At 71.6% G+C, this 23,246-nt stretch carries 21 protein-coding genes; 9 read left to right on the top strand and 12 right to left on the bottom strand.

The window, feature by feature from the left end:
- Nucleotides 1-138: 138 nt before the first annotated feature.
- The 3 genes from ABD240_RS03495 to ABD240_RS03485 are packed head-to-tail and all read right to left on the bottom strand — an operon-like array spanning nt 139 to nt 4,117.
- Nucleotides 139-1,506, bottom strand: a complete 1,368-nt coding sequence (locus tag ABD240_RS03495) for an LLM class flavin-dependent oxidoreductase (protein ID WP_344335188.1) — start codon at nt 1,504-1,506, stop codon at nt 139-141.
- Nucleotides 1,503-2,849: an MFS transporter gene (locus tag ABD240_RS03490; protein ID WP_425546983.1), complete on the bottom strand. Its 1,347-nt coding sequence runs from the start codon at nt 2,847-2,849 to the stop codon at nt 1,503-1,505. Before ABD240_RS03490 ends, ABD240_RS03495 begins: the two co-directional genes overlap by 4 nt.
- The gene (locus tag ABD240_RS03485) at nt 2,849-4,117 is read right to left on the bottom strand and encodes an acyl-CoA dehydrogenase family protein (RefSeq protein WP_344335186.1); all 1,269 of its coding nucleotides are present in this window, start codon (nt 4,115-4,117) and stop codon (nt 2,849-2,851) included. The genes ABD240_RS03490 and ABD240_RS03485 overlap by 1 nt, the downstream gene beginning before the upstream one ends.
- 203 nt (nt 4,118-4,320) lie before the next feature.
- Between ABD240_RS03485 and ABD240_RS03480 the strand changes: the two genes are divergently transcribed.
- From ABD240_RS03480 to ABD240_RS03470, 3 genes are read left to right on the top strand one after another with little or no spacing between them, the layout of a single operon-like run.
- Complete coding sequence (locus ABD240_RS03480; RefSeq protein WP_291794074.1) at nt 4,321-4,836, top strand: flavin reductase family protein; 516 nt, start codon at nt 4,321-4,323, stop codon at nt 4,834-4,836.
- A gap of 40 nt (nt 4,837-4,876) precedes the next feature.
- Nucleotides 4,877-6,301, top strand: a complete 1,425-nt coding sequence (locus ABD240_RS03475) for an L-lactate permease (protein WP_344335182.1) — start codon at nt 4,877-4,879, stop codon at nt 6,299-6,301.
- A 53-nt stretch (nt 6,302-6,354) separates the two neighbouring features.
- Nucleotides 6,355-7,875, top strand: a complete 1,521-nt coding sequence (locus tag ABD240_RS03470) for an L-lactate permease (RefSeq protein ID WP_344335179.1) — start codon at nt 6,355-6,357, stop codon at nt 7,873-7,875.
- Nucleotides 7,876-7,902: 27 nt separating this feature from the next.
- On the opposite strand, the gene ABD240_RS03465 is transcribed toward ABD240_RS03470, so the two are convergent.
- The gene (locus ABD240_RS03465; RefSeq protein WP_291794083.1) at nt 7,903-9,279 is read right to left on the bottom strand and encodes a glycine--tRNA ligase; all 1,377 of its coding nucleotides are present in this window, start codon (nt 9,277-9,279) and stop codon (nt 7,903-7,905) included.
- Between the two features lie 458 nt (nt 9,280-9,737).
- On the opposite strand from ABD240_RS03465, the gene ABD240_RS03460 reads away from it, so the two are divergent.
- Together ABD240_RS03460 and ABD240_RS03455 are read left to right on the top strand one after the other, a co-directional pair.
- Complete coding sequence (locus ABD240_RS03460) at nt 9,738-11,459, top strand: DEAD/DEAH box helicase (RefSeq protein WP_291795309.1); 1,722 nt, start codon at nt 9,738-9,740, stop codon at nt 11,457-11,459.
- A gap of 68 nt (nt 11,460-11,527) precedes the next feature.
- Nucleotides 11,528-13,327 carry an MOSC domain-containing protein gene (locus tag ABD240_RS03455; RefSeq protein ID WP_291795285.1) on the top strand — a complete coding sequence of 600 codons (1,800 nt, stop codon included), beginning with the start codon at nt 11,528-11,530 and terminating at the stop codon, nt 13,325-13,327.
- Between the two features lie 26 nt (nt 13,328-13,353).
- Here ABD240_RS03455 and ABD240_RS03450 read toward each other — a convergent pair whose 3' ends face one another.
- From ABD240_RS03450 to ABD240_RS03430, 5 genes are all read right to left on the bottom strand, one after another.
- Nucleotides 13,354-13,668: a GNAT family N-acetyltransferase gene (locus ABD240_RS03450; protein ID WP_291795287.1), complete on the bottom strand. Its 315-nt coding sequence runs from the start codon at nt 13,666-13,668 to the stop codon at nt 13,354-13,356.
- A 44-nt stretch (nt 13,669-13,712) separates the two neighbouring features.
- A complete protein-coding gene (locus ABD240_RS03445) occupies nt 13,713-14,543 on the bottom strand; it encodes an amino acid ABC transporter permease (protein ID WP_291795289.1) in 831 nt (276 codons plus the stop codon).
- Nucleotides 14,540-15,202, bottom strand: a complete 663-nt coding sequence (locus ABD240_RS03440; protein ID WP_291795291.1) for an amino acid ABC transporter permease — start codon at nt 15,200-15,202, stop codon at nt 14,540-14,542. Before ABD240_RS03440 ends, ABD240_RS03445 begins: the two co-directional genes overlap by 4 nt.
- Before the next feature lie 88 nt (nt 15,203-15,290).
- Nucleotides 15,291-16,199, bottom strand: coding sequence for a glutamate ABC transporter substrate-binding protein (locus ABD240_RS03435; RefSeq protein WP_291795293.1), 909 nt, complete (start codon nt 16,197-16,199; stop codon nt 15,291-15,293).
- A gap of 53 nt (nt 16,200-16,252) precedes the next feature.
- The gene (locus tag ABD240_RS03430; RefSeq protein WP_344335169.1) at nt 16,253-17,017 is read right to left on the bottom strand and encodes an amino acid ABC transporter ATP-binding protein; all 765 of its coding nucleotides are present in this window, start codon (nt 17,015-17,017) and stop codon (nt 16,253-16,255) included.
- Between the two features lie 296 nt (nt 17,018-17,313).
- On the opposite strand from ABD240_RS03430, the gene ABD240_RS03425 reads away from it, so the two are divergent.
- The 3 genes from ABD240_RS03425 to ABD240_RS03415 all read left to right on the top strand — a co-directional run bounded on the left by ABD240_RS03425 (nt 17,314) and on the right by ABD240_RS03415 (nt 19,893).
- Complete coding sequence (locus ABD240_RS03425) at nt 17,314-18,966, top strand: thiamine pyrophosphate-dependent enzyme (RefSeq protein ID WP_344335166.1); 1,653 nt, start codon at nt 17,314-17,316, stop codon at nt 18,964-18,966.
- Entirely contained in the window at nt 18,966-19,388 is a 423-nt protein-coding gene (locus tag ABD240_RS03420; RefSeq protein WP_291795298.1) for an acyl-CoA thioesterase, read from the top strand. The genes ABD240_RS03425 and ABD240_RS03420 overlap by 1 nt, the downstream gene beginning before the upstream one ends.
- A 190-nt stretch (nt 19,389-19,578) precedes the next feature.
- Nucleotides 19,579-19,893 carry an SRPBCC family protein gene (locus ABD240_RS03415; RefSeq protein WP_291795300.1) on the top strand — a complete coding sequence of 105 codons (315 nt, stop codon included), beginning with the start codon at nt 19,579-19,581 and terminating at the stop codon, nt 19,891-19,893.
- A 19-nt stretch (nt 19,894-19,912) separates the two neighbouring features.
- Here ABD240_RS03415 and ABD240_RS03410 read toward each other — a convergent pair whose 3' ends face one another.
- The 3 genes from ABD240_RS03410 to ABD240_RS03400 are packed head-to-tail and all read right to left on the bottom strand — an operon-like array spanning nt 19,913 to nt 22,683.
- Nucleotides 19,913-20,704, bottom strand: coding sequence for an ABC transporter ATP-binding protein (locus ABD240_RS03410; RefSeq protein ID WP_291795302.1), 792 nt, complete (start codon nt 20,702-20,704; stop codon nt 19,913-19,915).
- Between the two features lies 1 nt (nt 20,705).
- Complete coding sequence (locus ABD240_RS03405; protein WP_344335161.1) at nt 20,706-21,677, bottom strand: ABC transporter permease; 972 nt, start codon at nt 21,675-21,677, stop codon at nt 20,706-20,708.
- A 4-nt stretch (nt 21,678-21,681) separates the two neighbouring features.
- On the bottom strand, nt 21,682-22,683 hold the full coding sequence (locus tag ABD240_RS03400; protein WP_291795305.1) for an ABC transporter substrate-binding protein: 1,002 nt from the start codon (nt 22,681-22,683) through the stop codon (nt 21,682-21,684).
- A gap of 147 nt (nt 22,684-22,830) precedes the next feature.
- Between ABD240_RS03400 and ABD240_RS03395 the strand changes: the two genes are divergently transcribed.
- Nucleotides 22,831-23,244, top strand: a complete 414-nt coding sequence (locus tag ABD240_RS03395; protein ID WP_291795307.1) for a phage holin family protein — start codon at nt 22,831-22,833, stop codon at nt 23,242-23,244.
- The last annotated feature ends 2 nt before the right edge of the window (nt 23,245-23,246 follow it).

Here is a 23,246-nt window from a genome sequence, read left to right as displayed (position 1 = left end):
CGTGAGAGTGCGACGCGTCCGAGGCCGAGGGGTCTCGAACGCCTGTCAGGCAGTGGCGAGACGTGACTTCACGACGAAGCCTTCCATGAGGGAACAGAACGCACTCACAATAGCAGGCAGTCCCTGCCTGTGACACCCCTACCGGCGGAACCGGGCACCGAGGTGGTCCTCGGCCAGGTGCGCCCCTCCTCCCGTGAGCTGCTCGCGCAGCGTGGTCCCGGGCGCCGGCTCCGGCAGCAGGCCCCGGCGCCGCATCTCCGGCGAGACGAACCGGGTGAAGCGTTCGAGATCCGCCGGGCGCACCGCTGCGGAGATGTTGAAGCCGTCCACCCCGGCCTCGGCGGCCCACCGCTCCAGCTCGTCGACCACCGTCTCCGGGGAGCCCGCGATCACCGGCCCGCGCCCGCCGATGGCGACGAACTCCGCGAGGTCCCGCACCGTCCACCGCCTGTCACCGGCGAGCGTGGTGAAGGAGGCGAGCGCGGACTGGTTGGCGTCCGTGGCGACGTACTCCAGCGGCCGGTCCGGCTCCGCGCCGGAGAGGTCGACGCCGGTCCAGCCTCCGAACAGCGCGAGCGCGGACTCGGTGTCGACGTACCTGCGGTACTCCTCCAGCCGGGCCTGCGCTGCCGCGTCCGTCTCGTCCACGACCACGGTCGCCAGGGAGAAGACCTTCACGGCGTCGCGGGAGCGGCCGCGGTCGGCCAGGCCGGAGCGGATCGCCTCCACCCAGCCGCCCACGAGCTCCGGCGTGCCGCCGGAGAGGAACACGGCCTCCGCGTGGTCGAGCGCGAACCGCTGGCCGCGGGCCGAGGCCCCGGCCTGGAAGAGCAGCGGGGTGCCCTGCGGCCCCGGCGCGGCGAGCGCCTGGCCCGGCACGGAGAAGTACGTGCCGGAGTGCTCGATCCCCCGGATCCCCTCCGGGTCCGCGAAGACGTTGGCCGCCGCGTCCGCCCGCACCGCGTCCGGGGAGATCGAGCCCTCGAACAGCTTGTACATCACCTCCATGTACTCATCGGCCCGGTCGTAGCGCTCGTCGTGCGGGATCTGCCCGGCCATGCCCAGGTTGCGCGCCGCGGAGTCCTGGTAGCTCGTGACGATGTTCCAGGCGATCCGGCCCTCCGTGAAGTGGTCGAGGGTGGTGAGGGTCCGCGCGAGCAGGTACGGCTGCTCGTAGGTGACGGAGGCCGTCACGCCGAAGCCCAGCGTCCGGGTGACGGCCGCCATCGCGGGGACGGCGACGAGGGGATCGAGCAGCGGGAACTGGACCCCGCCGCGAGCGGTGGCGTCCGCGTTCCCGCCGTACACGTCGTAGACGCCGGGGATGTCCGCGAGGAACAGGGAGGTGAAGCCGCCGGACTCCAGCGTCCGGGCGAGGTCCGTCCAGTAGGACAGCCGGGTGAAGTCGGCGGCGCCGGACTCCGGGTGGCGCCACAGGCCCGGCGACTGGTGCACCGGGACCATCATGTCGAAGGCGTTGAGGAGGAGCGGGCGGGTGCGGGTCATGAGCGGTTCCTGTCTGCGGTGACGAGTGAGCGGGCGGGGTCGTGGGCGGCGAGGGCGGCCAGCAGGGAGAGCACGCAGAGCAGCGTGAGATAGCCGCAGATCAGCCACGGCGTCTCTCCCCCGGCGACGAACAGCAGCGCGGCGACCATGGGCATGATGCCCCCGCCGATGACGGTGCCGAGCTGGTAGCCCATGTTCACGCCGGAGTAGCGGACCTCGACGGGGAACTGCTCCGCGAACCACGCCGCCTGCGGACCGTAGACCGCGTCATGCGCGAGGTTCATGCCGAGGATGACGACGAGGGGCAGGAGCAGCAGCGGCCCGGAGTCGAGGAAGGCGAAGAACAGCCAGCCGAACACGGCGATGCCGAGGACGCCGCCCACCGTGACGGCCCGGCGGCCCACCCTGTCCGAGACCCAGCCCCAGAACGGACCGGAGACCAGGCCCACGGCCGAGGCGATCATCACGGCGGTCACGCCCGCCTCGGAGTCTCCCCGCTGGGCGGTGAGATAGGTGAGCATGTACACCGTGATGAGGTAGTAGACGCTGTTCTGCGCGAGCCGCAGGCCGATCGTCACGAGGAGCACGCGCGGGTGCTGTGTGAGGACGTCCCACAGCGGGGTCCGCGCCACCCGGCCGGACTCCTTGAGCTCCGTGAACTCCGGCGCGTCGTGCACGCCCAGCCGGATCCACAGCCCCAGCGCGACCAGCACGGCGGAGGCCAGGAACGGGATGCGCCAGCCGAAGAGCTGGAACTGCTCCGGCGTGAAGAGGTTCTGCACCGTGAAGAACGCGGTCGTCGCCAGCAGCATGCCGGCGGCCGAGCCGATCTGTGTGAAGGACCCGAAGAACCCGCGTCTGCGCGGCGGTGCGTGCTCCACGGACAGCAGCGCCGAGCCGCCCCACTCCGCACCGGCGGAGATGCCCTGGACGATCCGCAGCACCACGAGGCCCGCCGCCGCCCACCAGCCGATCGCGGAGAAGTCCGGCAGGAGGCCGATGAGGGTCGAGGCGATCCCCATCACCAGCAGTGAGGCGACGAGCAGCGCCTTCCGGCCGATCCGGTCGCCGAGGTGGCCGGCGACGATGCCGCCCAGCGGGCGGGCGAGGAAGCCGACCGCGAGGCTGGCGAAGGAGGCCAGCGTGCTGCCGAGCTCGCTCTCGCTGGGGAAGAAGCGCGTGTTGAAGACGAGCGCGGCCGCCGTGCCGTAGAGGTAGAAGTCGTACCACTCGATGGTGGTGCCGGCGAAGGCCGAGGCCAGCACGCGCTTCTTGCCGTCCCAGGGCTTCCCGGAGGCCGGAGCCTCCGCGGGAGCCGCCGGCATCGTCTGCGGGCGGGCCATCAGCGGGCGCCGTCCTTCGTGCTCCTCACGGCGTCGCCGATCGCATTGAGGCCCTCCGGCAGCGTGCCGTTGATCCAGTAGTCGCCGAGCGCCCGGGCGCGGAAGGAGATGGGGTTGTGGGTGGCGACCGTCTGGGCGTTGCGCCAGTGCCGGTCGAGTCCCTTGCCCGCCGAGGTGGCCGAGGCCCCCACCGTGAGGAAGAGGTCCTGGGCGGCGCCCAGGGCGAGCTCCGGCACGGTGACCTGTGCGTGCTCCACTGCGATCTCCGACCAGTGCAGCGCCTCCGGCACCGCACCCGCGCAGTCGGAGGCGTCCGCGCCCGCGGCCGCCGTCGCGGCGATTCCCGCATCGAGGGCGCGCGCCGTCTGCAGGACGATCGCCTCCGCGGAGAAGGCCTTCGCCGCGATCCGGCCGGTCGCCTCCTGGATGAGGGGGTCCTCGCGGAACGGCAGGCCCGAACCCGTGTTGAAGGTGCGGGCGCGAGCGGCGATCGTGGCGGCGGCGTCCCTGCGCGCGGCGCGGGCGATGCCGGCGAGCACCGCGAGCAGCACGTGCTGGAAGAACGCGGCCTCGTGGACGGCCTCGGGTGTGCCGACCACGCGCTCCATGACTGCCGCGTCCTCCACCGGCACCGCGTCGAACACCGTGGTGCCGGTGCCGGTGAGCTTCTGGCCGAACCCGTCCCAGTCGTCGTCCACCCGCACGCCCGGGGCATCCGTGGCGACGGTGGCGAACCGGCGGCCGTCCTCGCCCTCGAGTGAGGCGGAGACGCGGGTGTACTCCGCGAAGATGGTGCCGGTCGAGTAGAACTTCCGCCCGTCCAGCACCCAGCCGTCCCCGGCGCGGGTGAGGACGGTGTTCAGCCGGCCGAGGGCGTTGCCGCCCTTCTCCGTCGAGGCGTTGCCCACCGTGGCGCCGGCGAGCACGCGCGGATACCAGACCTCCTGGATCCGTGCGGGCTGGAAGCGCAGCGCCTCGACGAATCCCAGATGCGAGCGGTACTGGTGCGCGATGTTGGAATCCGCCTCGGCGAGCTCGATCAGCAGGCGGGTGACGGTCTCGATGTCCGTTCCCGGGCCGCCGTGCTCCGCAGGCACCAGGAGCGTGCCGAACCCGGCCGCGTTGAGCTCCCGGATCTCCTCGAACGGCAGCTGCCGTTCGAGCTCGCGGGTGAGCGCGCCCTCGGCGATCTTTGCGAAGAGCGGCCGGAAGAGCGCCGCGAGCGCATCGTGGTCGGAGGGCAGGGTGGGAATGGGTGTGGAGGTCATGGAGGGCGAATCTACGACCGCCCGCGCGGGCCCCGTCCCGCCGGCTGACGCACTCCGTCATGGTGCGTCATATGACAACGCGTCCATGACGGAGTGTGTCCTCGCTCGCACCCGGCGCGGCCGGCCTCTGGCACCGTGGCGTCGCAGAGCCCACCGGCCGGCGGGTTCATCGCCGACGCACGCAGATCCATGAGGTGACCGCAATGACAGTGACCGCTCCCGCCGCGGGCCTGGCGCCCCAGGCCCTCAGAGACGCCTTCTCGCACTTCCCCCAGGGCGTGGTGCTCATCAGCGCGGAGGTGGACGGGGCGCCCCGGGGCCTCGTCGCCTCGACCTTCACCGTGGGCGTCTCCCTGGACCCGCCGCTCGTGAGCGTGGCCGTCCAGCACTCCTCGGAGACGTGGCCGCAGCTCCGCGCCGCCCCCGTCCTGGGCGTGTCCCTGCTGGGAAGCCATCAGGCGGACGTCGTCCGGCAGCTGTCCTCGAAGGACCGCGACCGCCGCTTCGAGGGCATCGCCACGGAGGTGCGCCCCGACCTCTCCCTCACCGTGGGCTCCAGCCCCGTGACGATGCGCACCCGCGTCCACGACGAGGTCCGCGCCGGCGACCACGACATCGTGCTGCTCGAGATCCTCGACATCGGGACCGCCCCGGAGGCCGCGCCCCTCGTCTTCCACCGCAGCTCCTTCAAGGAGGTCACCGTCCCGGCAGGAGGCTGAGCACCGCCGCACGGTCCGCCGCATATGGCACAGTGTCGTGGTGATCGTCTCCGTCCTCCTCGCCGCGCTGCCCGTCCTCGCCGTCGTCGGGATGCTGCTGGCCGGCCGCTCGGCGGTCGCCTCCTCCCTCGCCGGACTGCTCACGGCGCTCGTGGTGGGCGTCACGGCGTTCCCGGTCCCTGCGGCGCTCGCCCCGGAGCTGCTCGGCTTCCTCCCGCTGCTCGCGGAGATCGCTGCGATCCTCCTCACCGGGGTGGTCCTCGCCCGCCTCCTCACGGCCTCGGGCGCCATGCACCGCATCAGCGGCTGGGTGCTGGAGACTGCTCCGGGGCCGGTGGCCGGCGCCGTGCTCGTGGTGTTCGGGGTGGTCCCCTTCGTCGAATCGGTCACGGGTTTCGGGATCGGCCTCACCATCGGCGTGCCCGTCCTCGTCCATCTGGGATACGGCGTGCGCCGCGCCGCCGTGCTGGGGATCCTCGGCATGGTCGCGGCGTGCTGGGGCGGACTCGCGGTGGGCGTCCGGGTGGGCGGCGGCCTCACGGACATGCCGCTGTCCGCGCTCGGCGTGGCGGCCGCCGTGTTCGCCGCAGGCCCCGTGCTCGTCGCCGTCGTCGCCACCGCCGCCGTGCTCCGCAGCTGGGGCGCCGGACTGCTCTACGGCCTCCTGGGCGGCGGGGTCATGCTGGGGGCCACGGGACTGTTCAACGCCCTCGTGGGCCCGGCCCTGTCCTGGGTGCTCGGCTCCCTCGTCGCCCTCGCCGCGCTGCTCGCGGTCTTCCGCCTGCGGGGAAGCCGCCTCCGCGCCGACCGTGCGCTCCGGCTCTCCCTCCTGCCCTACGGCGTGGTCACGGCCGGGCTGCTCGCGGCCTCCGCGCTCGCCGCGGTCCTCCCCCACCCCCTCACGCACGCCCTCACCTCACCGCCGCTGTGGCTGGCGGCCGGCTGCCTCACGGCCGCTGTGCTCCTCCACCGGCGGGGGCCCGGCACCGGTGCGGCGATCCGTGCCGGGGTGCGCCAGTGGGTGCCGGTCGGCGTCGCGACCGCCTCCTTCATGTCGATGGGGTGGGTGCTCATGGAGTTCGGCATGAGTGCGGCCCTGGGGCAGGCGCTGTCCGTGCTGGGGCCGTGGACCGTGCCCGTGCTGGGCGCGCTCGGGACCGTGCTGGCCGGCTCCATCACCGGCGCCCAGTCCATGTTCGCCACCACCTTCGTCCAGGTCGCCGAGGCCACCGCCGTCTCCCCGCTCACGCTGCTGGCGGCCTCCCTCGCCGCGTGCGGACTGGCCAACGGCGCCTCCCCCGCACGCGCCGCCCTCGCGGTCTCCCTCGCGGAGTCCGCCCTGCCGGAACCGCGGCGGGCCGCGGCAGGCGGGGCCGGCCACGAACGCGCCGTGCTGCTCATCGCACTGGGGCTGAGCCTGCTGAGCGCCGGGGTCATCGCCGTCCACCTGCTGCTCGTCGTGTGAGCCCGTCCGCGTCCGTCTCCGCCGGCCACCGGTGCTGTGCGAGAGTGGGAGGTGTGACGACCCCCGACCTCCTCACCGCCGCGCTCGCCGCACTGCCCGTCCTCCTCACCGCGGCGGTGCTGCTCGCCGGCAGGGGCTCGCTCCTCGCCGCCTCGGTGGCGACGCCGGCGGCGGCAGTGCTCGCCCTCTGGCGGTTCCGGCCGGAGGCGGAGACCGCCCGGAGCTCCTTCCTCGACTACGCGCCCGTCCTCGCAGAAGTGCTCCTCATCCTCCTGTTCGGCATGGTGCTCGCGCAGCTGCTCCAGGCCTCGGGCGCCATGCGGAGGATCGGCGACTGGCTGCTGGCGTCCTCGCCCTCCCTGGGCGCGGGCACCGCGCTCGTGGTCCTCGGCATCGTCCCGTTCGCGGAGTCGGTCACCGGGTTCGGGATCGGCGTGACGGTGGGGGTGCCGCTGCTCGCGCACATGGGCCACGGCATCGTCCGCGCGGCGGTGCTGGGGCTCTGCGGCCTCGTCATGGTCCCCTGGGGCGCACTCGCACCCGGCACCACCGTCGCCGCGAGCCTCACGGGGCTCGACCTCACGGAGCTGGGCATCGCCACGGCCGGGGTGAACGTCGTGCCGCTCGTCGTCGTGGCAGCGGTCACGGCGGCGCTGTCCCACGTCAGCGGTGCCGGCAGGCAGCGCTCGGAGCGGCAGCACTCCGGCCGCGCACTGCTCGCGACGCTCGGCTGGACCGCTCTGGCCGCAGTCGTGCTGGGCGGGGGCGTGCTGGCGGCCAACATCGTCCTCGGCACGCCGCCGGCCGGAGTCCTGGGCTCCGGCGCGGTCATCTGCGTCCTGCTGGTGCTCTTCCGCCTCCGCGGCACACGGGCCGCCGCGGATGCCGCGCTGGGCCGGGCGCTGCTGCCCTACGGCGTCCTCACAGCGGGCCTGCTGCTGGCGCAGCTGGTCACCAGAGGGCTCGCCGAGGCCCTGCCCGCCTGGCTCGCCCACGGCCTGGCGGCGCCGCCGCTGTGGCTGGCGATCGGTGCCGGAACGGCCTTCGTCCTCATGCACCGGGCGCAGGCGGCGCCGGCCGTCACAGACCCGCCGGCACAGGCCCTCCGCCGCGGCCTGCGCGCCTGGCTGCCCGTCGGCACGGCCACCGGGCTCTTCATGCTCATGGGCTGGGTCATGACGGTGAGCGGGATGAGCGCCGCGATCGGCACGGCGCTGGCGGGGCTGGGGCCGGGGGCGGCACCGGTGCTCTCCGCCGTAGGCGGCGTGCTGACGGGCTCCAACACGGGGGCGAACGCGATGTTCGCCTCGACCACCGCCGTCCTCGCGGAATCCGCGGACGCGAGCGTGCTCGTCCTCGTCGCCGCAGGCAATGCCGCCGCCTCGATCAGCACCCTCGCCGCCCCCTCCCGGGTGGCGATGGCCGCGGCTCTGGCGGCGTCCGCACAGGACGCGGCATCTGCACAGGAGGCCCCCGGAGACGCCGCACGGCGAGAGCGCGCCGTGCTGCTGCGCGCTCTCGCCGTGGTCGCCGTCGCCGTGGCAGGGCTCGCGGCCCTCGCTGCGGGCCTCTGAGCCGGGCTGCTGCCGAGCCGGGCCTCCTCAGCCCAGGATGCCCTCGCGGATGTAGGCCGGCACCTCGGCGATCGCCACGCGCTCCTGGCTCATGTCGTCGCGCCGGCGGATCGTCACCGCGTCGTCGTCGAGCGAGTCGAAGTCGTAGGTGATGCAGAACGGCGTGCCGATCTCGTCCTGGCGCCGGTAGCGGCGGCCGATGGCGCCGGCGTCGTCGAAGTCCACGTTCCACTCCCGCCGCAGCGTGGCGGCGAGCTCACGCGCCTTGGGGCTGAGCTTTTCGTTGCGCGACAGCGGCAGGACCGCGGCCTTGACGGGCGAGAGCCGGGGGTCGAGGCGCAGGACCGTGCGCTTGTCGACGCCGCCCTTGGCGTTGGGCGCCTCGTCCTCCGAGTAGGCGTCGACGAGGAAGGCCATCATCGAGCGGGTGAGGCCGAAGCTGGGCTCGATCACGTAGGGCGTGTACCGGTCGCCGGAGGCCTGGTCGAAGTACTGGAGCTTGGCGCCCGAGGCCTCGGTGTGGCGGCTCAGGTCGTAGTCCGTGCGGTTGGCCACACCCATGAGCTCGCCCCACTCCGAACCCTGGAAGCCGAACCGGTACTCGAGGTCGATGGTGCCGTCGGAGTAGTGCGCGCGCTCGTCGGCCGGGACGTCGAAGCGCCGCAGGTTGTCCGGGTTCACCCCGAGGTCGATGAACCAGTCCCAGCACGCCTCGACCCACTCGTCGAAGTACTTCCCGGCCTCATCCGGGTGCACGAAGTACTCGATCTCCATCTGCTCGAACTCGCGGGTGCGGAAGATGAAGTTGCCGGGGGTGATCTCGTTGCGGAACGACTTGCCGATCTGGCCGATCCCGAAGGGCGGCTTGCGGCGGGCGGCGGTCACGACGTTGTTGAAGTTGATGAAGATGCCCTGCGCAGTCTCCGGCCGGAGGTAGTGGAGGCCCTCCTCGTTGTCCACGGCGCCCAGGTAGGTCTTCACGAGGCCGGAGAACTGCTGCGGCTCCGTCCACTTCCCTTCCTGACCCGTCTCCGGGTCGCGGATGTCCGCCAGCCCGTTGGCCGGCTCGTGCCCGTGCTTGGCGACGTAGGCCTCGATGAGGTGGTCCGCGCGGTACCGCTTGTGGGTGTGCAGGGACTCGACCAGCGGATCGACGAAGGTCTCCACGTGGCCGGAGGCCTCCCACACCGGGCGCGGCTGGATGATCGAGGAGTCGAGGCCCACCATGTCCTCACGGCCGCGCACGAACGTCTGCCACCACAGGCTCTTGATGTTCTCCTTGAGCTCCACGCCCAGCGGACCGTAGTCCCATGCGGAGCGCGAACCGCCGTAGATCTCACCCGCCTGGAAGACGAAGCCGCGCCGCTTGGCGAGGTTGATGACGGAATCAAGGGTGGATGCCACGGAAGTGCTCCTCAGCTCGGATCGGTGTTGCCTGAGAGCGCGGCATGCCGAACCGCCGCCGCACCCCCACCAGCCTACCCAGTCCGCAGTCCACCTCCCACTCGCGCCCCTGCCGGGACGGGCGGGGGCAGTGTGATGTTCCGTACCCTCGCCGAGGACCGGTGCCCGGGGCATCCCGTGTAGACTGGTGAGCCGCACCCCGCTGCCACATCCGACGTCAGCTGCGCACAGTGCAGGCGGTCCTCCCGCCCCCTCTGCCGCACCGGACGTCACCGGCCCTCTCCAGTGCACCCGAAGTGAGCACTCCCGGCCGAGCTGGCCGATCGCCATCCAAGTCCCCTGCGATCATGCGCGCGGTCACAACATGGAACGAGAACGAGTCACCCATGACCGAGACCTCACTCACCCCTGCCCTGGAGACGGAGCCCGCGGCCGCCGCCGGTCCCACCTTCGCGGACATGGATCTGCACCCCGCCGTCGCGAAGGCCGTCAGCGGCCTGGGCTACGAGAGCCCCTCGGCGATCCAGGAGCGGACCATCCCCCTCCTGCTCTCCGGCCGCGACGTGATCGGCCTCGCGCAGACCGGCACCGGCAAGACCGCCGCGTTCGCGCTCCCGGTCCTCTCCCGCATCGCGGACCTGGGCCGTCCCGAGGCGGGACCCTACGCCCTCGTGCTCACCCCCACCCGTGAGCTCGCCCTGCAGGTCGCCGAGGCCTTCACCTCCTATGCCGCCCATCTCCCGGACTTCACCGTGCTGCCGATCTACGGCGGCCAGTCCTACGGGCCCCAGCTCGCGGGCCTGCGCCGCGGGGCCCAGGTGGTGGTGGGCACGCCCGGCCGCGTCATCGACCACCTCAAGCGCGGTTCCCTGGACCTCGGCTCCCTGCGCCATCTGGTGCTCGACGAGGCGGACGAGATGCTGAAGATGGGCTTCGCCGACGACATCGAGGAGATCTTCGCGAAGGCCGGCGACTCCCGCCAGGTGGCACTGTTCTCCGCGACCATGCCGTCCTCGATCCACCGGATCACCGGCAAGTACCTCAACTCCCCGGAGGAGGTGCGGGTCGCGGCGAAGACCACGACGGGCGCGAACATCCGCCAGCGCTTCCTCACGGTCATGCACTCGCACAAGCTCGACGCCCTCACCCGCATCCTCGAGGTCGAGGAGTACGACGGCATCATCATGTTCGTCCGCACCAAGCAGGCCACCGAGGAGCTCGCGGACAAGCTGCGCGCCCGCGGCATGCGCGCCGCCGCCATCAACGGCGACATCCCGCAGCAGGCGCGCGAGCGCACCGTCGAGCAGCTGCGCGGCGGACAGATCGACATCCTCGTCGCCACGGACGTCGCCGCGCGCGGTCTCGACGTGGAGCGGATCGAGCTGGTCGTCAACTACGACGTGCCGCACGACACCGAGTCCTACGTGCACCGGATCGGCCGCACGGGCCGCGCCGGACGCTCCGGTGAGGCGATCCTCTTCGTCACCCCGCGCGAGTCGCACATGCTGCGTCAGATCGAGAAGGCGACCCGGCAGAAGGTCGAGCCGCTCACCCTGCCGACCGTGGAGCAGCTCACCTCCAGCCGGGTGGAGCGCTTCACCACCCGCATCTCCACGGCGCTCGCGGAGAAGGACCTCGACGAGGTCCGTCCCGTCATCGCGGACTTCGTCCGCACCCACGAGGTCCCCGCGGAGGAGGTAGCGGCTGCGCTCGCGGTCCTCCTGCTCGACGGCGAGAGCCTCACGGCGGAGCCGCTGCCGGAGCCCAAGGCCCGTGCGAACCGCAATGAGCGCGGCGACCGGAAGGGCAGCCGGCCGGGCATGCGCACCTACCGCATCGCGGTGGGCCGCAACGACCGCGTGCAGCCCGGCGGCATCGTGGGTGCGATCGCGAACGAGGGCGGACTCACCTCCGCGCAGATCGGCGCGATCGACATCCGCGCCGGCCACTCGCTCGTGGACCTCCCGGAGTCCCTGCCGGAGAACGTGCTCTCCCGCCTGCAGAACACGAAGATCCAGGGCAAGCGGATCGACCTGCGCCCGGACAACGGCCGCCCCGGCCGCCCGTTCCGCAAGCGCGGCGACGGCCGCGAGGGGCGCGGCGGCTACAGGGGGGACCGCGGTCCGCGCCGCGACTCCGGCCGCACGGAGTCGAAGAAGAGCTTCCGCCGCTTCGACTGAGCACTGCTCGGACTGAGCACTGCTTCGACTGACGGGGAGGCGAGGGAGGTGCGGGTAGCATCGGTGGAATGATCGCCGAGGTCCGCTCCCTCCACCGCTTCCCCGTCAAGGGCTTCCCCGCCGAAACCCTGAGCTCCGCCCGGGTGGCTCCCGGTGCGGGGATCGCAGGCGATCGGGTGCTGGCGCTGGCCGACGGCACCACACCGGTGGCCTCCGGCGAATGGCGGAGCTGGTCGGCCTTCCTCGCGCTCAAGAAGCGCTCCGACCTCGCCGCGTGGACGGTGGAGACCCTGCCCGGCGGGCACATCCGGCTCACGCCGCCCGCGGCGGACACATCCGCGCCTGCTTCGCCCACCACATTCACGCTCCGTCCCGAGGCCGCCCCCGCCGCCGAGCTGGCCGCACTGCTGCCCGGGACCTCGCCGCAGGACCTCGCCTTCACCACCGCCTCCACCGCGGCCGCGCCGCAGGGCATGTTCGACGACCGGGAGGGGCATCTCAGCCTCATCAGCCTCGCCTCCGTCCGCACGCTGGCCGAGGCGACCGGCACGGACATCGACCCCCTGCGCTTCCGCGGCAACCTCCTCCTCGAAGGACTCGCACCGTTCGCGGAGTTCGGCCTCGTGGGCCGCACCGTGCGGATCGGCGGGGCGGTCGTCTTCATCCGCTCCACGATCGAACGCTGCGCGGCCACCAAGGTGGATCCCCGCACGGCACGCTCGGACCTCAATGTCCCGCGGCTGCTGTCCACCGCGGTGGGGCACATCCACATGGGCGTCTACGGCACGGTCCTCTCCCCCGGCAGGATCGCGGCGGGGGACGGCATCGAGCTCCTGGACGGGGCCTCGCCCCGTCCGCTGCCGGCGGGCACCGGCCCCCGCCTCCTCCGGGTGCAGGACTCCGCGACCCTCGAACCCGGCCGGCACCACCTGCGACTGCACGACCCCTATGGCTGGTTCGCCGCACACTGGCGTCCCGGCATGCACGTGCGCGTCCATCTCGCCGGCGCCCACGGCCCCCTCTGGCGGACCTATACCGCGTGTCTGGTCCGCGGCAGCGAGTTCTCGCTCCTCGTCGAGGAGCGCGGAGAGGTCTCCGCCGCACTCGCGGCACTGCGGCAGGGAGACTCGCTGCTGGTGTCCGGCCCCTTCGGCTCCGCCACCCCGGAGTCGGTGCTCGCCGCAGCGCGCACGGACCGCACGGCGGGCACGGAGACCGTGACCGAGGCCTGCGGCTCCCCGCGGATCGCAGTGCTGACGGCGGGAATCGGCCTCACCACGGCGCTCTCCCTGCTGCCGGAGCTGGCCGCCGGGGCTCAGGTCCGCTGCCTGCACATCGACCGAGGTCTCTCCCGGGCCTCCGTCGAATCGCTCACCCGCCTCACCGACGCGCCGGTGGACCTGTGGGACACCGCCGTCCGGGGCCGACCGACCGGGACCGAGCTCACCGCCTTCCTCGCAGGGGCCTCGGCGGCGGTGCTGTGCGGCGGGGAGAGTTTCGTCGCCGCGGCCCGGGCGGCCGCCCGGGCTGCGGGACTGCCCGCCGCGGCGGTCGTGAGCGAGTCCTTCGCCTCACCGGTGAGCGACACCGGGGAGCGGCTCGCGGGAAGACCGCCGGCCGTCCTCGTGAGAGCGGACGGGCGCAGGCTGGGCTGGGAGCCGGAGGACGGGACCCTGCTCGAAGCGCTCGAGGCCGATGGCGCCCGCATCCCCTTCACCTGCAGATCCGGGTCGTGCGGCACCTGCGCGATCCGCGTGGGCGGCCCCGGCGTCATCGAGCACGTCCTCGACCACACGGCGGAACCCGCCCCCGGCAGCGCTCTCAGCTGCTGCGCCGTGCCCGTGGGCGAGGTGCACGTGGGGGTCTGAGACGCCCGGCTCCGCGCGCCGCCGGCTCAGGCCAGGAGGCGGCGGTACTGCGGGAAGCGCTCCATGAACGTGTCCACGTAGCTGCACATGGAGCGGATCCTGATGCCGTCCTCGGCGAACCGCGCGAGCGCCTCCGTCACGAGGGTGCGCGCCCAGCCCTGCCGGGAGTACGCCTCGTCGATGATCGTGTGGAGGATGACCCGCACCCCGCCCTCCAGGCGGTACTCCAGGAAGCCCACCAGCACCGGCGCGTCCCCGGAGATGTCGCGGATGAGGATCCTGCTCCGCTCTGCGTCCTCGACGATGTCGTGCGGTGTGGAGACCGTGATCGGATCAGCCATGCTGCCGTCCTTTCCTGTCGAACTGAGAGATGTGCGCGCCCGGTTCAGCGGTCCGCCTTCGCGGAGCCGGTCCTCGCCGCGGTCTTCCGCTGCATCCGGGACTCCAGCCACCGCGCGAACGCGGCGACGAGCATGTTGATGACGATGAACAGGGCCGCGCCCACGATGAAGGTGGGAAGCAGGTTGTTGTAGTCCCGTCCCACGAGGCGGACCTGGTAGAGGAGGTCCTGGTACGTGACCATGTAGCCCAGTGCGGAGTCCTTGAGCAGGACCACCACCTGTGCGATGAGGGTGGGCATCATGGCGCGGATCGCCTGCGGCATGAGGACCAGGCGCATGGTCTGACCGCCCCGCAGACCGAGGGACATGGCCGCCTCGCGCTGACCGCGCGGCACCGCGAGGATGCCCGCCCGCATGATCTCCGCGATCACCATGCCGTTGTAGAGCGCGAGCCCGATCACCACGGACCAGAAGGAGCCGATCTGATTGCCGAAGAGCAGGAAGGTCGCGAAGATCAGCAGGAGCACCGGGACGCCGCGGAACACCTCGAGCACGACGGTGGACGGCAGCGACACCGCCCGCGTGGGAGCCAGGCGCAGCAGTGCGAAGGTGATGCCGATCGCCAGTGCGATGACCGAGGCGACCACTGCGACCTTGAGCGTCGCCCACATGCCCTTGAGGAGGGTCGTCTGGATGACGGTGTAGGCGAAGGGCTCCCATTTGGCGGCCGTGAGCTGCCCGGCGGCCCCGAACCGCCAGACGACGTAGGCGAGGACACCGGCGAGGACGAGGCCGGAGACCACGGACAGGATGATGTTGTTCCGGCGGGCCTTGGGACCCGGCTCGTCGAAGAGGACCTGAGTCGGAGCGCTCATCGCAGGATCACCCACTTCCTCTCGAGGTAGTCGAACACCCGGCCCAGCGCGAGGGCGAGCAGCAGATAGACCAGTGCGGTGGCGAACAGCAGCGGGACGACGATGTCGCCCCGGACCTCGATCGCGTTGCGCATGGCGGAGATCAGCTCTCGGTTGTTGAATGCGGAGGCGATCGAGGTGTTCTTCAGCATCGCGATGATCACGCTGCCCAGGGGCGGCACCACCGTCCGGAACGCCTGCGGCAGGATCACGAGCCGCAGCGACTGCGAGAACGTCAGTCCGATGGAGCGCGCGGCCTCCGCCTGCCCCACGGGGATGGTCGAGATGCCCGAGCGCAGCACCTCCGCCACGAAGCACGAGGTGTAGGCGATGAGCGCGAGGCAGGCCAGCGCGAAGGAGTTGATCGAGGCCGAGTCGCTGAACCGGATGTCCAGGTACGGCAGGCCCAGCACGCAGAAGAACATCACGAGGGTGAGCGGGGTGTTCCGCACGACATTCACGTAGGTCGACGCCGCCGCGCGGAGCACCGGGGTGGGTGAGACGCGCATGGCCGCGAGGATCGTGCCGCCCACGAGGCAGCCGACGAGCGTGACGGCGAAGAGCCTGAGCGTGCCGAAGGTGCCGCTCAGGAAGATCTCGAACAGAGCTGGGAAGTCCACAGTTGCCTCTCGAAGACCGCTGTGCACCGGACCTGCCCGGAACGCCGCCTCGCGGCGTTCCGGGCAGTCACGGATGCGTCAGCGCGGGTCAGTACCGGTCGACCTCGGGCATCTCGACGCCGGAGGCGTCCCCGAGGGTGTACTCGAAGGCAGCCGTCCAGTCGCCGTTGTCCTCCGCGTTCTCGATCGCGTCGTTGAGCGCGGTGCGCAGCGCGTCGTCGCCCTTGGGCAGGCCGATGCCGTAGGGCTCCTCGGAGAAGGGGTCGCCCACGACCTTGAACTCGCCGTCGTACTGCGCCGCGTAGCCGCGCAGGATCGCGTCGTCCGTCGTCACCGCGTCGACCGAGCCGCTCTGCAGCTGGTCCACGCAGGTGGAGTACGCGTCGAAGGTCTGCAGCTCGGCATCCGTGTACTCCTCCTCGATGCGCTGGGCCGGCGTCGAGCCGTCGACGGAGCAGACGGTCTTGCCCGCGAGGTCGTCCGGGCCGGCGATGTCCGAATCCGCGGCGACGAGCAGGTCCTGGCCCGCGACGTAGTACGGACCGGCGAAGTCCACGACCTGCTTGCGCTCGTCGTTGATCGTGTAGGTCGCCACCACCAGGTCGACGTTGCCCTGCTGGATGAAGGTCTCGCGGTTGGCGGAGACGGTCTCCACCCACTCGATCTCGTCCGGCGCGAAGCCGAGCTGGCCCGCGACGATCTTGGAGATCTCGATGTCGAAGCCCTCCGGCTCCTCCGCGCCGGCGCTCACGTTGCCCAGACCGGGCTGGTCGTACTTCACACCGATCTTCAGCGTGCCGGCGTCCTTGGCCGCCTGCCAGGTGTCGCTGTCGGAGAGGTCCGCGTCCGTGACGACCTCGTACTCCGGCGCTTCGCCGCCGCCGGCGGCACCGCCGCCCTCCTCCGCCGGGGCGTCCGGGGTGCCGGACTGACCGCAGCCGGACAGGACGAGCAGGCCGGCCGCCGCGGCTGCTGCGAGGGTGCTGATCTTCTTCATGGTTGTCTCCTTCTGACGGATGCGTGGGAGCCGTGCGCCGTGCGACGGCCGAGTCAGTGGGTGAGGATCTTCGAGAGGAAGTCCTTGGCGCGGTCGGACTGCGGGTCCGTGAAGAACCGCTCCGGCTCCGCGACCTCGACGATCTCGCCGTCGGCCATGAAGACCACCCGGTGCGCGGCCTTGCGAGCGAAGCCCATCTCGTGGGTGACGACGACCATCGTCATGCCCTCCTCCGCGAGTTCGACCATCGTGTCGAGGACCTCGTTGATCATCTCCGGGTCCAGGGCGGAGGTGGGCTCGTCGAAGAGCATGAGCTTGGGCTTCATCGCGAGCGACCGGGCGATGGCGACGCGCTGCTGCTGACCGCCGGAGAGCTGCGCCGGGAACTTCTGCGCCTGATGCGCCACGCCCACGCGGTCGAGCAGACGCATGGCCTCGGCCTCGGCCTCCGCCTTCTTCAGCCCCCGGACGCGGATGGGCCCCAGGGTCACATTGTCGAGGATGGTGAGGTGGGCGAAGAGGTTGAAGGACTGGAAGACCATGCCCACGTCGGAGCGCAGCCGGGCGAGGGCGGCGCCCTCCTGCGGGAGGTCCCTGCCGTCGACCCGGATGGTCCCCTCCGTGATGGTCTCCAGCCGGTTGATCGTCCTGCAGAGTGTGGACTTGCCGGAGCCGGAGGGCCCGATCACGACGACGACCTCGCCGCGGGCCACGTCGAGGTCGATGTCCTTGAGCGCCTGGAAGTCGCCGAAGTGCTTCTGCACCCCGCGCATCTCGACGAGAGGCGCGGCAGTGTCGGCTGTCACATTCGTGGTCATGTCTACAGCCTACGCACACCACGCTGTGATCGTCATCTCAGGGAGCGCATCAGCGGCCCGGAGCGCGGAATCGCAACACGATCGTCATATTCCACGGGTGAGAGGGGAGGTGAGGAACGAGGCGGAGGAACGCAGCCGCGGCCCGTGAGCCGGGTCTCATACTCCGAGATCATCGCCGTGTTTTCCCACATCCCGGCCATATGCGCGGAGAACCGCGCGCGTCCGCGCATAATGGGCAGACCCCGGAAGTCAGCAGCGACCACGCGAGACCAGAACTGGTTCCAGAAGGAGAAACAATGGCGTCCCCCTCTCCGTCGAAAGGCGGCCCCTCCGCAGGGCACATGATCGTGAGAACCCTTGAGGAGCACGGAGTCGAGCGCGTCTACGTCGTTCCGGGAGAGTCGTACCTCGAGGTCCTCGACGGCCTCCACGACTCCAGCATCCAGACCGTCGTCTGCCGCCACGAGGGCGGCGCCGCGTACATGGCGGAGGCGGACGGGAAGATGAGCACCGTGCCCGGAGTGGCGATGGTGACACGCGGGCCGGGGGCGGCGAACGCCCACGTGGGCCTGCACACCGCATGGCAGGACTCGACCCCGATGGTCCTCTTCGTGGGCCTCATCCCGTTCGAGCACCGGGAGAAGGAGGCCTTCCAGGAGTTCGACCCCAAGGCGTGGTTCGACACCGGCGCCAAGCGCGTCATGGTCCTCGACCACCCCGAGCGCGCCTCGGAGATCGTGGCCGAGGCCATGTTCGCCGCGAACTCCGGCCGTCCGGGGCCCGTGGTGGTCGGCCTGCCGGAGGACGTCATCCGGCAGGCGCACGAGGACCTCGTGCATCCGCAGATCCCCGTCGCCACCGGCGGCATGACCGTCGAGGACTGGAAGGCCCTGCGCTCCGCACTGGAGGTCTCCGAACGCCCTCTCTTCGTGTTCGGCGGCAACGACTGGACGCACGAGACGGCGGACGACTTCACCCGCTGGCTCGAGGCCCACAACCTCCCGGCCGCGGCGGAATGGCGCTGCGAGGGCACCGTGCCGTTCGGCTCCCCGTCCTACGTGGGACCGCTGGGGTACGGCCGTCCGGCGTTCACGCAGACGCTGCTCGACGACTCGGACCTGCTGGTGTTCGTGGGCACGGTCCCCGGCGATGTCATCACCGACGGCTTCACGGTCCGCCAGAACTGGGACAAGTCGAACTTCATCGTCGCGATCGACCCCGCCCTCCGCGGCCGCTCCGGTCCGGTCTCGCACCAGATCGTGGCGAAGCCGGAGCCGTTCGTCCGCGACCTCGTGCGCATGGACCTTCCCGTCCAGGACTCCTGGCGGAAGTGGACCAACCAGCTGCGCCAGGAGCAGGTCGCGTTCTCCACCGCTCCGGACCCGACCCCGGGCGAGGGGCAGGCGCGCATGGCCACCCTCATGGGCGGGCTCGTCGAGCGGCTCGAGGACGACGCGATGGTGACCTTCGGCGCCGGCGAGCACACGAACTGGGCCCACAGGTACTTCCCCACCAACGGCTACGCCTCCATGCTCTCCGCGCGCAACGGCTCCATGGGCTACTCGATCCCCTCCGCCGTCGCGGCCTCGCTGCGGTACCCGGACCGCCAGGTGATCTCCATCGCCGGCGACGGCGAGTTCCTCATGAACGGACAGGAGCTCGCGACCGCGGCCCAGTACGGCGCGCACCCCCTCGTCGTCGTCATGGACAACCAGGAGTACGGCACCATCCGCACGCACCAGGAGAACCACTATCCCGGACGGATCTCCGGCACGCAGATGGTGAACCCGGACTTCGCGGTGCTGGCCGAGGCCTTCGGCGGGACGGGGATCCGCGTGGAGCGGGACGCGGACGTGCCCGCGGCCCTCGACGCCGCCTTCGCCGTGCTGGACGAGGGCCGGTTCGCACTCATCCACCTCATCGTCGAGCAGCGGATCAAGGCCTACTGATGAGCGCGCAGCACCCTCTCTCCGGCTTCCCCCTGCGCTCCTTCGACAAGCTCCGCTACGCGGACACGGACCGCCAGGGCCACATCAACAACGCCGTCTACGCGACGTTCTTCGAGACCGGGCGCGTGGAGCTCGCCGATCGCCTCCGTCAGGTGGCGGCGGATCCCTCGCGGGCGTTCGTCCTCGCCAGGATCACGATCGAGTACGAGCGCGAGATCCTGTGGCCGGGCGAGGTCGAGGTGGGCACGCGCGTGGTCTCCGTGGGCCGCAGCTCCCTCGTCGTCGAGCAGCTGCTCGTCAGCGAGGGGCTCGTCCACGCCCGCGCGGAATCGGTCATGGTCCTCACGGACACGTCCACCCGCCGCTCCACGCCGCTGGACGACAACGCCCGGCAGACGCTGGAGGCGCTCTCCGGGGACTGAGCGGGGAGTGAGCGGAAGGCGTGCACCGCCCCGGCAGGACATGCTCCTGCCGGGGCGGTCGTGTGTCGGATCCGGAACACCGCTCCCAGCTCCGCCACACCGTCCGCGATGCCCGAGGCGGGCGCGGGCCTAGCGTGGGGGATGCGGGGATCGCGAGGACCCCGCCGCACCCCCACAGGAGAGACACCCCATGCTGAGCACCACCGTGACCGAGCGGTTCGCAGAGAGCGCCGACCGCGTCTTCGCAGCACTCGACCGCTGCGCCGCGGGGGCCCACTCGGTGCTCGAGCGCGACCCCGAGGCCCGCATCCTCGTCTTCCGCACGCAGGCCTCGCTCTTCAGCTGGGGCCATGTGGTCACCGCCCGCGTGCAGCCCGTGGGCCGGTCCGCCGAGGTGTCCCTGACCGTCACCGGCGCTCCCGCCGCACCGACGGCCCTGCTGGACGGGAAGAAGAACCGGGCGATGGGCAGGAAGGTGCTGGCGGCCCTCCGCGCCGAGGTGTGAGCCCCGCCCGCGTGAGCGCTCAGCCCAGCAGCGCCGAGTCCCCCAGCTCCGCGCCCTTGATCTTCGCGAACTCCGCCATGAGGTCCTCGGGCGTGAGACCGGGCTTCTCCTCCGGTCCCGCCTCGTACACGATCCGCCCCTCGTGCATCATGACGAGCCTGTTGCCCAGCCGCAGCGCCTGCTGCATGTTGTGCGTGACCATGAGGGTGGTGAGCCGGCCGCGGGACACGATCCGCTCCGTGAGCTCCGTGACGAGCTCCGCCCGCTGCGGGTCCAGTGCGGCGGTGTGCTCGTCGAGCAGCAGGATCCGCGGCTGGGTGAAGCCGGCCATGAGGAGGGACAGCGCCTGCCGCTGACCCCCGGAGAGCAGCCCCACCTGTGCCGTGAGCCGGTTCTCGAGCCCGAGCTCCAGCGAGGCGAGCTCCTCGCGGAAGCGTTCCCGGCGCGCGGCCGTGAGCCCGAGGCCCAGCCCGCGCCGGCGACCGCGCCGCAGCGCGACCGCGAGGTTCTGTTCGATCGTGAGCGTGGGGGCCGTCCCGGCCATCGGGTCCTGGAAGACGCGGCCCATGTAGCGGGCGCGCCGGTGCTCGGACATGCGCGCCACGTCCGTGCCGTCGACCCGGATCGACCCGGAGTCCACCCGGTAGCGGCCCGCGAGGGAGTTCAGCAGGGTCGACTTCCCCGCGCCGTTGGAGCCGATCACGGTGACGAAGTCGCCGCTGTCCAGATGCAGGCTGAGGTCCCGCAGCGCCCTGCGCTCGTTGACGGTGCCGGGGAAGAACGTGAGTGACACCGATGAGGCCGTGAGCATGTCAGACTCCCTTCCGTTCGGAGGCCGCCGCCGCGGGGACCGGATCCCCTGCGGAGTCCGCGGCAGGGGATGCGGCTGCCGCGGGCGGCGGCTCCACGCGTCCTGACCTGCCCAGCCGCGGCAGCCTGCGCAGCAGTCCCCACCGGGGCAGCAGCAGCGCGAGGACGACGAGCACCGCGGTGACCGCGCGCACGTCGTTGGGGTCGAGTCCGACCCAGAGGGCGGCGAAGATGATGAGGCGGTAGACCACCGCGCCGACCACGGCGGCGAGGACGGCCTGCCACACCCGGCGCCGGCCCAGCAGGGCCTGGCCGAGGATCACCGAGGCCAGCCCCACGAGGATGAGCCCGATCCCCATGCTGATGTCCGCGAAGCCCTGGTACTGGGCGACGAGGGCGCCGCACGCGGCGACGAAGCCGTTGGAGAGCGCGAGCGTGAGGATCGTCGTGAAGTCCGTGCTCACGCCCAGGCTGCGGACCATGGGGCCGTTGTCGCCGGTCGCCTGGATCGCCAGCCCCAGGTCGGTCGAGAGGAACCACACGACCGCGGCTCCCAGCACCAGCACGCACGCAGCGAGGATCGCCACACTGCCCCAGGTGCCCAGCAGATCCGCCTCGCGCAGCGGGGTGAAGAGGGTGTCCTGACGCAGCAGCGGCAGGTTGGCCTTCCCCATGATCCGCAGGTTGATCGACCACAGGGCGATCATCGTGAGGATGCCGGAGAGCAGCCCGTCGATCCCGCCCTTGGTGTGGAGCAGCCCGGTGATCGCACCGGCGACCAGACCGGCGCCGGCGCCGGCGAGCGTCGCCAGCGCCGGATCCTGCCCCGCCAGGACCATCGACGCGCCCACTCCCGCACCGGTGGTGAAGCTGCCGTCCACCGTGAGGTCCGCGAAGTTGAGCACGCGGAAGGTGAGGTAGACCCCCAGCGCCATGACGCCGTAGATGACGCCGAGCTCGACTGCCCCGATCATCGCCTCAGCCGACCTTCTCGGCCTGGTCCAGGATCTCCGCCGGGATCTCGACGCCCTGCGCCTCGGCCGCCGCCTCGTTGACCACGTAGGTCGTCTTCGAGGCGGTCTCCACCGGGGTCTCTGCCGGATCCGCGTCCTCCTCGAGGATGCGCAGCGCCATCTCGCCCGTCTGCTTCCCGAGCTCGTGGTAGTCGATGCCCAGCGTGGCCGCCGCACCGCCCTCCACCGTCCCGGCCTCGGCGCCGATCACCGGGATGCCGGCGGACTCGGCGGACTGCACGAGCGAGCCGATCCCGGAGACCACCATGTTGTCCGTGGGCACGTAGATCGCATCGACGTCGCCGAGCGCGGAGACCGCCTGTCCGATGTCGTTGGCGGTGGTGACCGTCTGCTCCGCGATCTCGATCCCGTGGCCCTGGGCGGCCTCCTTCGCGGCGTCGACCTGGACCTCGGAGTTGACCTCCCCGGAGCTGTAGACGATGCCGACCGTCTCCGCGTCCGGCACCAGCTGCGCGAGCAGGTCGAACTGCTCCGGGATCGAGGCGAGGTCGCTCGTGCCGGTGACGTTCCCGCCCGGCTGCTCGAGCGAGTCGACGAGGTCCGCGGCCACCGGATCGGTCACCGAGGTGAAGAGCACGGGGGCGTCCATGATCGCCTGGGCCGCGGCCTGCGCGGCCGGGGTCGCGATCGCGAGGACGAGGTCGTGGCCGTCCGTCGCGAAGGACTGCGCGATCGAGACCGCCGTGGCCTGCTCGCCGTTGGCGTTCTGCAGGTCGAACTCGACGTTCTCGCCCTCCGTGTAGCCGGCGTCCGCGAACGCCTCCTTGAAGCCCTCCGCGGAGGCGTCGAGCGCCGGGTGCTGCACGAGCTGGCTGATGCCGATCGAGTAGCTCTCCCCCTCGCCGCCGGAGGAGCCGCCGCCGTCGCCGCAGGCGGAGAGGACGAGGACGGAGGCGGCCGCAGCCGCGGAGAGGGCCGTGAGGCGGCCGGGGGTGGGGGTGCGCATGGGGTTCGAATACCTCGCTTGGTGGTCTGTGCCCCCGGGCTGCAGTGCCCGGGCCGGCAACCTCTACTGCCAGCGTACGAGTATAGGGACATGAGCTCCCTCACGCGAGGCGGTCTCACGCTCAGGTCCCTCCGCTAGCCTGGGGCCATGGGCTTCCTCATCCGCACGATCGTGAATGCACTCGCGCTGGCGGCCGCCGTCTGGCTGCTCCCCGGCATGGACATCACCGGCAGCACGGCGCTGGCCGACAGCGTGGGCGAGCGACCCGCGGCCGTCATCGCCTACCTCGTCGTGGCGATCGTCTTCGGCCTGGTGAACGCGCTCGTCCGGCCGCTCGTCGCCTTCGTCTCCGCGCCCATCACCTGCCTCACCCTGGGCCTGTTCGCGATCGTGGTCAACGCCCTCATGATCACCCTCACCGCATGGCTGTCCGGCTTCACGCCGTTCGTGCTGGAGGTCGAGGACTTCTTCTGGACCGCCGTGCTCGCCGCCGTCGTCGTCGCGATCGTCTCCGCCGTCCTCGGCCGGATCCTCCCGGACGCCGACCGCGCCCGGGACTGAGC

The organism is Brevibacterium salitolerans (assembly GCF_039531405.1).
Classification (GTDB): Bacteria; Actinomycetota; Actinomycetes; order Actinomycetales; family Brevibacteriaceae; genus Brevibacterium; species Brevibacterium salitolerans.
The sequence above is the reverse complement of the archived record's forward strand: the minus strand, read 5'-3'. Positions and strand labels throughout refer to the sequence as shown.

Coding starts and splice junctions, on each gene's coding strand:
- ABD240_RS03495 (WP_344335188.1), bottom strand. CDS start 1,506: ATGACCCGCACCCGCCCGCTCCTCCTCAACGCCTTCGACATGATGGTC.
- ABD240_RS03490 (WP_425546983.1), bottom strand. CDS start 2,849: ATGGCCCGCCCGCAGACGATGCCGGCGGCTCCCGCGGAGGCTCCGGCC.
- ABD240_RS03485 (WP_344335186.1), bottom strand. CDS start 4,117: ATGACCTCCACACCCATTCCCACCCTGCCCTCCGACCACGATGCGCTC.
- ABD240_RS03480 (WP_291794074.1), top strand. CDS start 4,321: ATGACAGTGACCGCTCCCGCCGCGGGCCTGGCGCCCCAGGCCCTCAGA.
- ABD240_RS03460 (WP_291795309.1), top strand. CDS start 9,738: ATGGATCTGCACCCCGCCGTCGCGAAGGCCGTCAGCGGCCTGGGCTAC.
- ABD240_RS03455 (WP_291795285.1), top strand. CDS start 11,528: ATGATCGCCGAGGTCCGCTCCCTCCACCGCTTCCCCGTCAAGGGCTTC.
- ABD240_RS03450 (WP_291795287.1), bottom strand. CDS start 13,668: ATGGCTGATCCGATCACGGTCTCCACACCGCACGACATCGTCGAGGAC.
- ABD240_RS03445 (WP_291795289.1), bottom strand. CDS start 14,543: ATGAGCGCTCCGACTCAGGTCCTCTTCGACGAGCCGGGTCCCAAGGCC.
- ABD240_RS03435 (WP_291795293.1), bottom strand. CDS start 16,199: ATGAAGAAGATCAGCACCCTCGCAGCAGCCGCGGCGGCCGGCCTGCTC.
- ABD240_RS03430 (WP_344335169.1), bottom strand. CDS start 17,017: ATGACCACGAATGTGACAGCCGACACTGCCGCGCCTCTCGTCGAGATG.
- ABD240_RS03425 (WP_344335166.1), top strand. CDS start 17,314: ATGGCGTCCCCCTCTCCGTCGAAAGGCGGCCCCTCCGCAGGGCACATG.
- ABD240_RS03420 (WP_291795298.1), top strand. CDS start 18,966: ATGAGCGCGCAGCACCCTCTCTCCGGCTTCCCCCTGCGCTCCTTCGAC.
- ABD240_RS03415 (WP_291795300.1), top strand. CDS start 19,579: ATGCTGAGCACCACCGTGACCGAGCGGTTCGCAGAGAGCGCCGACCGC.
- ABD240_RS03410 (WP_291795302.1), bottom strand. CDS start 20,704: ATGCTCACGGCCTCATCGGTGTCACTCACGTTCTTCCCCGGCACCGTC.
- ABD240_RS03405 (WP_344335161.1), bottom strand. CDS start 21,677: ATGATCGGGGCAGTCGAGCTCGGCGTCATCTACGGCGTCATGGCGCTG.
- ABD240_RS03400 (WP_291795305.1), bottom strand. CDS start 22,683: ATGCGCACCCCCACCCCCGGCCGCCTCACGGCCCTCTCCGCGGCTGCG.
- ABD240_RS03395 (WP_291795307.1), top strand. CDS start 22,831: ATGGGCTTCCTCATCCGCACGATCGTGAATGCACTCGCGCTGGCGGCC.